General features: G+C 70.2%; 7 protein-coding genes. 5 read left to right on the top strand and 2 right to left on the bottom strand.

All coding sequences use genetic code 11. The features are described from left to right. Positions 1-104 precede the first annotated feature (104 nt). The 4 genes from ACFYYW_RS39770 to ACFYYW_RS39755 all read left to right on the top strand — a co-directional run bounded on the left by ACFYYW_RS39770 (position 105) and on the right by ACFYYW_RS39755 (position 3553). Positions 105-941, top strand: a complete 837-nt coding sequence (locus ACFYYW_RS39770) for an aldo/keto reductase (protein WP_387657345.1) — start codon at positions 105-107, stop codon at positions 939-941. Continuing rightward, positions 941-1540 (top strand): TetR family transcriptional regulator, encoded by a 600-nt coding sequence (locus tag ACFYYW_RS39765; protein ID WP_387657342.1) that lies wholly within the window; start codon positions 941-943, stop codon positions 1538-1540. Before ACFYYW_RS39770 ends, ACFYYW_RS39765 begins: the two co-directional genes overlap by 1 nt. Positions 1541-1601: 61 nt before the next feature. Further along, complete coding sequence (locus ACFYYW_RS39760) at positions 1602-2537, top strand: NADP-dependent oxidoreductase (RefSeq protein WP_387657339.1); 936 nt, start codon at positions 1602-1604, stop codon at positions 2535-2537. A 149-nt stretch (positions 2538-2686) separates the two neighbouring features. After that, positions 2687-3553, top strand: coding sequence for a LysR family transcriptional regulator (locus ACFYYW_RS39755; protein WP_387657336.1), 867 nt, complete (start codon positions 2687-2689; stop codon positions 3551-3553). 10 nt (positions 3554-3563) lie between these two features. Here ACFYYW_RS39755 and ACFYYW_RS39750 read toward each other — a convergent pair whose 3' ends face one another. Continuing rightward, the gene (locus ACFYYW_RS39750) at positions 3564-4478 is read right to left on the bottom strand and encodes a hypothetical protein (protein WP_387657333.1); all 915 of its coding nucleotides are present in this window, start codon (positions 4476-4478) and stop codon (positions 3564-3566) included. Between the two features lie 332 nt (positions 4479-4810). Between ACFYYW_RS39750 and ACFYYW_RS39745 the strand changes: the two genes are divergently transcribed. Further along, positions 4811-5809 carry a ferritin-like protein gene (locus ACFYYW_RS39745; RefSeq protein WP_387657330.1) on the top strand — a complete coding sequence of 333 codons (999 nt, stop codon included), beginning with the start codon at positions 4811-4813 and terminating at the stop codon, positions 5807-5809. 171 nt (positions 5810-5980) lie between these two features. Here ACFYYW_RS39745 and ACFYYW_RS39740 read toward each other — a convergent pair whose 3' ends face one another. After that, the gene (locus tag ACFYYW_RS39740; RefSeq protein WP_387657327.1) at positions 5981-6289 is read right to left on the bottom strand and encodes a hypothetical protein; all 309 of its coding nucleotides are present in this window, start codon (positions 6287-6289) and stop codon (positions 5981-5983) included. Positions 6290-6399: the final 110 nt, after the last annotated feature.

Genomic DNA, 6399 nt, shown 5'->3' with positions numbered 1-6399 from the left:
CAGAAGGGCGTCTAGGTCAGTCTTCACACACCGACCATGGACGCCCTTCGTCACGTCCGCAGCCGATCACCGAATTTCACATCAGCGATCTAGCGTCATCCCGCATGGAGCAGAGAACACTCGGCGCCGACGTCCGCGTAGGGGCGGTCGGGCTCGGTTGTGCGGGCATGTCCGGCGCGTACGGCCCCAGCACCGACGAGCAGGGCATCGCGACGCTGCGCACCGCGCTCGACGCCGGGATCACGTTCATCGACACGGCCGACCACTACGGCATGGGACACAACGAGACGCTCATCCGGCAGGCGCTGCGGCCCGCCGATCGCGACCGCGCCGTGGTGAGCGTGAAGTTCGGCGCGTTGTTCGGTGTGGACGGCGGCGTGCGCGGGATCAACGGCCGCCCGGACGCGATCCCCACCTTCCTGGGCTACTCGCTGCAGCGGCTGGGCACCGACTACGTGGACTCGCTGTTCAGCCGCGGCGTCGAGGACGAGATCCTGCCCACCTGCCGCGAGCTGGGCATCGGCGTCACCGCCTACGGGGTGCTCGCCCAAGGCATGCTGACCGGGACGTGGCGACCGTCGGCCGGCGACGCGCGGCATCGCGGGCACCTGCCCCGCTTCGCCGCCGGCAACGTCGAGACCAACCTCGCGCTGGTGGAGCGGCTGCGGGAGATCGCCGCCTCCCGCGGCGTCACGGTCGCACAGCTCGCGATCGCGTGGGTGCTGGCACAGGGGCGCGTGCACCGGGACGTCGTCGCGCTGGTCGGGGCCGGCCGGCCCGACCGCATCACCGAGGCGGTGGACGCCGCCGGCCTGCGCCTGACCGACGACGACCTGGACACGATCGAGCAGGCCGCCCCCCGAGGGGCGGTCGCGGGCGAACGCTACGCCCCCGCCCTGCTCGCGCTGCTGGACAGCGAGCGAACGGGCGGCAGGCGCTGATGGCCGCCCGGACCCCGCTGGACGCGAACGCCGTCCTGGCGGCCACCGAGGAGATCCTGCGCCGCCACGGACCGGACAAGGCCACGGTCGTCGACGTCGCCCGGGCGCTCGGGGTCAGCCACGCCGCCGTCTACAAGCACTTCCCCTCCAAGCAGGCGCTGCGCGAGGCCGTGACCCGGCGCTGGCTCGACCGCAACCGCGACGCCCTCGCCGTCATCGCCGCCGACAGCGCGATCCCGCCGGCGCGGCGACTGCGTGCCTGGCTGCACGCCGTCCTGGCCGTGAAGCAGGCCAAGATCCGCGAGGACCCCGAGCTGTTCGCCGCCTATGGCATCCTCGCGGCCGCGCACAGCAGCGTCGCCACCGACCACGTCGCCGACCTCCTGGGCCAGCTGACGGCCATCATCGCGGACGGCGCCGCCGACGGCAGCCTCCGCACCGGCGACGCCGAGGCCACCGCCCGCGTGGTCTTCAACGCCACTGCCAAATTCCACCACCTCGCCCACGCGGCCGAATGGCAGAACCCCGGCGTCGGCGCCGAACTCGACGAGGTGTGCAGCCTGCTGCTGGAGGGCCTCCGCGCCCCCGCGTCGCCGTAGCCGAACCGGCCCTGCCCATCGCCCACCCAGACGGCAACGAACAAGTGAGGACGAACGACCCATGGTTCAAGCGATCGGCGTGAGGCGGCCAGGCGGACCGGACGCTCTGCGCGAGCTCGACCTGGCGGCCGAACCGATCGGTCCCGGCCAGGTCAGGGTCCGGGTGAGCAGCGCCACGGTGAACCCGGCCGACGCGATGATCCGTTCTCGTCCGCGGCAGGACGAGGAGGACGCGGTGCGGGTGCCGGGCATGGAGGTCGCCGGCGTGATCACCGAGATCGGCCCCGCCGTCGACCGCCCGTTCACGATCGGGGACGCCGTCATGGCCCTCGTGGTGCCCTCAGGCGCGCACGGCGGCTACCGGGCGGACCTCGTCGTGCCGGCCCGCTCGGTCGCCAAGATCCCGGCCGGGCTCTCGGACGTTCAGGCCGCCACCATCCCGATGAACGGGCTCACCGCCCGGCTCGCCCTCGACACGCTGGCGCTCCCGGCCGGCGCGACGGTCGCCGTCACCGGCGCGGCCGGCACCGTCGGCGGGTACTTCGTCCAGCTCGCCAAGCAGGCCGGGCTGGTCGTCGTCGCCGACGCCGCCCAGCGGGACGAGACCTTCGTCCGCGAGTGCGGAGCCGACGAGGTCGTGCCACGGGGGGACGACTTCGCCGCGACGGTCCGCCGCCGCCACCCGGGCGGCGTCGACGGGCTCCTCGACGCCGCCGTGCTGGAGGCCGCCGTGCTTCCCACCGTCAAGGACGGCGGGACCGCCGTCACCGTCCGCGGCTACCAGGGCGACGGGACCGGCCGGGTGCGCGTCGCCCCGATCTTCGTCCGCGACTACGCCGAGGCCGCGGCCGAGCTCGACCGGCTCGCCGAACTCGCCGGCGAAGGGCGGCTCACCGTCCGCGTGGCCGGCGAACTGCCGGCCTCCCGGGCCGCCGACGCGCATCGCTCGCTCGAACGGCGCGGCGTTCGCGGGCGGTACGTCCTGCGGTTCGGCTGACCGACCCTCACGCAGGTGTGCACCTGACTCCGGAAGGCGCCGTCACCAGCCGTCGCCGCCGTCGAACCGTGACCGGGACGAACGGGCCTCATCAACTTCAAGCCCCTTCGGTAGATCCATAGGGAAGGTTTCGATATACCGTCGCGCGTGTGGACTTACGCCGATTGCAGTATTTTGTGGTCGTCGCGGAAGAGGGAAACGTGGGCCGCGCCGCCCGCCGCCTGCTCATCTCCCAGCCGCCGCTGAGTCAGCGCATTCGCGAACTTGAGGCGGAGCTGGGATGCGCGCTGTTCGTCCGCACCACGCGCGGGATGATCCTCACCATGGCCGGCGAGGTGCTGCTCAGGGAGGCCCGGGGACTGCTCGCCGCCGCCGCGGGCGCGGTCGAGCGAGTACGGCAGGCGAACGGTGAGCCGGTACTGCGGATCGGCGTGCTGGGCCCGGCCGAGTCGGCCTTGTCGGCCGAGGCGGCCCGGAGCTTCACCCAGCGGTATCCGGCCTCGCGGGTCCAGCTTCGCCAGGGCAACGTGGCCGATCCCACGATCGGGCTGGGCCGCGGCGAGGTCGATGTGGCGATCACGTTCACGCCGTTCGACGAGACCGGGCTGGCGGTTCACGAAGTCCGGGCCGAGCCTGTGTACGTGGCGCTGCCGATGGACGATCCGCTGGCCGACCGGCCCTCACTCGACCGCGCCGAGCTGTACGGCCACCGGACCGTCCGGCTGCCCAGCGAGGCGGACCCCACCTGGGTGAAGTTCTGGCAGATTCCGGGCGACGGCCCGGTGGTGCGATCACTCGGCGAGGCGCTGCACGCGGTCCTGTGGCAGCAGGCCGCGATCTTCGTTCCCGAGCGGACGACGCGGACGAATCCCGTCCCGGGCGTGCGCTACGTCCCGCTGGCCGATCATCCTTCGACCCACCTCGTCCTGGCCAGGCGAAGCACCGATCACTCGCCCCTGGTGACCGGCTACATCGCCGCGAGCCTCGCCTGGCCCGAGAACTCAGAGTCCGCCTGACGGCTGACGGTCAGTCATCGTTCAGATTGATCCAGCCCGCGACACTCCAGGCCGCGGTCGAGGGACTGTAGATGGCGAAGTCGGTCGCGCCGCCGACGGTCGTGTAGCCGCTCTTGCCCTTCCAGCTCACCCCGACGCCGGTGTCGGTGCTGTTGGCCCAGGCCCAGGGGTCGACCTGGCCCCGGCAGTTGTAGATGCTGCCTCCGACCGAGAAGCCGAAGATGCTGACGGAGATGGGCTGCTGCCGGCAGGGCTCGAAGAACTGCGTCCACTTGGGGTCCTGGTCGACGATCCAGTTGCCGGGCGGGACATAGGTCCACTGCCAGGTCTGCTTGATCTCCGTACCCTTCGCCTGGTCGCTGGCGCTGTGCCAGATCTGGCCGAGGACCCCCCAGTTCCCGGCTCCGTCGTTGTTGACCAGCCAGTAGCCGTACCAGGCGTAGACGTGGGCGTTGCCGAACCAGGCGTCGGCGACCAGGTACCAGTCCGGGTTCCGGTCCACCGGGGTGCTCAGCGCGGCGGCGCCCCCGCTGGTCGCCGGATCCGGGACGGACCCGGCGTACTTCAGCAGTTCGGACTTGCTGAGGTTCGGTCCGGTGATGGACAGCCCGACCGCTCGGCCGCCGGCGGGCTGTGCGGAAGCGTTCACACCGGGGACCTGGGACGGCGCGTGGACGACCCGGACGGTGCTGCCGGGCAGCACTCCCTGAAGCCTGAGCTTCACGCCGGTGTTCGAGGTCCAGGTGATGGTCCGGACTCCGACGGCATCCGCCGTGCTGACGGACTCGGTGAAGGTCTCGCCTGCCTGATCGGAGACGATGGCGACCGGCTTGTCCCGGCCGGACGGTGGCGACTGAGCCGCCGCCGGACTCGTCGTCAGGGCCAGCGTCACGGCGACGGCGGCCAGGGTGCGCAACGACCTCATGGTTCTCCTCCCGGTGCTGGAGCGGGGTGACGAGGGGAGGTGCGGCTCCAGCCCCTCCAGAAAACGATTTCAGTAACCGCTCGTCCAAGACTTTTTTGGGATCACCGGGACAGTTCTCGATATGGCTCACTTCCGGGGTGACCGAGACCAGGTAGCGGTCAGCCCGGTCGTCGAGCCGTTCGACGTGGGTGCGCCGGTGCTCGCCGGCAGAACGCTTCCGCCACCCCTGTTCGAGTTTTCGGCAAAACAATGCTGACGCATGAGCCGGAATGAACCCGGGAAAAATCCCGGCTGTCTGAGAAAACGCGGACGCGGCGCCGGGATCGGCGAAAGTGCGCGGCCCCGGTGAACCGAGAGTGGCGTTGTGCGATGAGGCCGATGACGACGGGGATTTCCCCATGAAAACGCTCAGGGAGTACGTCGAGGCGCGCATTCTCTCGCCGGACGACCTCAAAGGCGCTCTGCAACTCGCGATGCGGCTGGAGTTCGCCACGATTCCGCCGTATCTGTGCGCCGAATGGTCGGTCACTAATGATCCGGACCACACCCGGACCGTGGTCCACCGAGTGGTGGTCCAGGAGATGCACCATTTCGCACTGGCGGGAAACCTGCTGACCGCGGTGGGCGGCACGCCGTCGATCGCGCACGCGGACTTCCTGCCCGTCTACCCGGCGAACGAGCTGCCCGGCGGCATCGCCCAGGAGCTACCGGTCGATCTCAAGCCACTGAACAAGGACCAGCTTGCGGTGTTCATGCAGATCGAGCATCCGGACTTTCCTCCGGTCGCCCTCCTGGACACAACGCCCCCGCCGACGATCGGCGCCTTCTACGACACGATCATCGCGACGTTCCGGGAGACCGAGCCGGCGATCGACCAGGACGCCCTCGCGGTGGAGGTCCCCCTCGCGCCGCCGATCCAGACCGTCGACGACGCGATCGCGACGATCGACCGGATCAAGCGCGAAGGGGAAGGCGTTCCCGGCTCGCCCGACGTCCCCACCAGCGCGGGGACGAACCATGCGCACTACTACCTGTTCAAGGAGCTGTTCGTCCAGAAGCGGCTGGTCAAGGTCGACGGGGTGTGGAGCTTCAGTGGCGCGCCGATCACCCTGCCGGACGTGCAGGACTTCCTGCCCTCGACGGCCGAGCCGGAGCTGTCGCTGGAGTTCCGGCGCGTTCTGAGCGGCCTGCTGACCAGCCTGGAAGCCTGCTGGACGACGCCGGGCACCGAACCGGACCTGTCGGCGATGTTCGATCTGAGCTCAACGGGCCAGGACCTCATCGGACGCGGCATCCGCCCGGACTTCACCTGGCTGGACCCGTCGCAATAACGCTCGCCCAGAGGCGGCACACAAACGCAGCACTGCGAGAAAGATGTGTCCGGCATGCCGAATACGCCAGCCCTTGGCAGCCACCTCCGATGACGCAGCCGCGTCCCTCCGGCTCAGGGGCATGCGGCAGCCCTCGCATTGCCGGGGTGCGAGGGCTGTTGCTGGTTCGTGTCAGGCGGAGAAGCTGCCGATGGGTGCGGTGTTGACGCCGTAACCCGGCCTGAGGATCCACGCGACCGGGCCGATGCATCCCGGGAAGGCGTACAGGCGGACCTCGGAGTCGGTCTGGTTGTTGATCTGGTGGGGGTCGGCGGGCAGGTTGTGGCAGCCGTTGGGGTTGGTGTACACGAACAGGGGCTGGAGTGCGTTGGTGAAGACCACCACCTCCCCGGTGGCGGCCAGGGCCGGGGCGGTGGCGGCCAGCGGGCTGACGGTGACGGCCGCGGTGGCGAGAGCCGCGAACGCGAGACGGGACTTCATGCGTACTCCTGGTCTTCTCCGAAGGCGGCGGGAAGATCTTGGCGGTCCCAGGTCTTCCCCACGGCACTTACAGTAAATCGCAAGGTGTAAGCAAAGGGCCACTGTCCGTA

Source organism: Nonomuraea sp. NPDC001831 (assembly GCF_042892035.1).
GTDB lineage: Bacteria > Actinomycetota > Actinomycetes > Streptosporangiales > Streptosporangiaceae > Nonomuraea.
Note: the sequence above shows the minus strand (reverse complement) of the source record. Positions and strands in the feature narration are given on the sequence as shown.

Excerpts from the sequence above, each read along its gene's own strand:
- ACFYYW_RS39770 (WP_387657345.1), top strand. The coding sequence starts at position 105 with ATGGAGCAGAGAACACTCGGCGCCGACGTCCGCGTAGGGGCGGTCGGG.
- ACFYYW_RS39765 (WP_387657342.1), top strand. The coding sequence starts at position 941 with ATGGCCGCCCGGACCCCGCTGGACGCGAACGCCGTCCTGGCGGCCACC.
- ACFYYW_RS39760 (WP_387657339.1), top strand. The coding sequence starts at position 1,602 with ATGGTTCAAGCGATCGGCGTGAGGCGGCCAGGCGGACCGGACGCTCTG.
- ACFYYW_RS39750 (WP_387657333.1), bottom strand. The coding sequence starts at position 4,478 with ATGAGGTCGTTGCGCACCCTGGCCGCCGTCGCCGTGACGCTGGCCCTG.
- ACFYYW_RS39740 (WP_387657327.1), bottom strand. The coding sequence starts at position 6,289 with ATGAAGTCCCGTCTCGCGTTCGCGGCTCTCGCCACCGCGGCCGTCACC.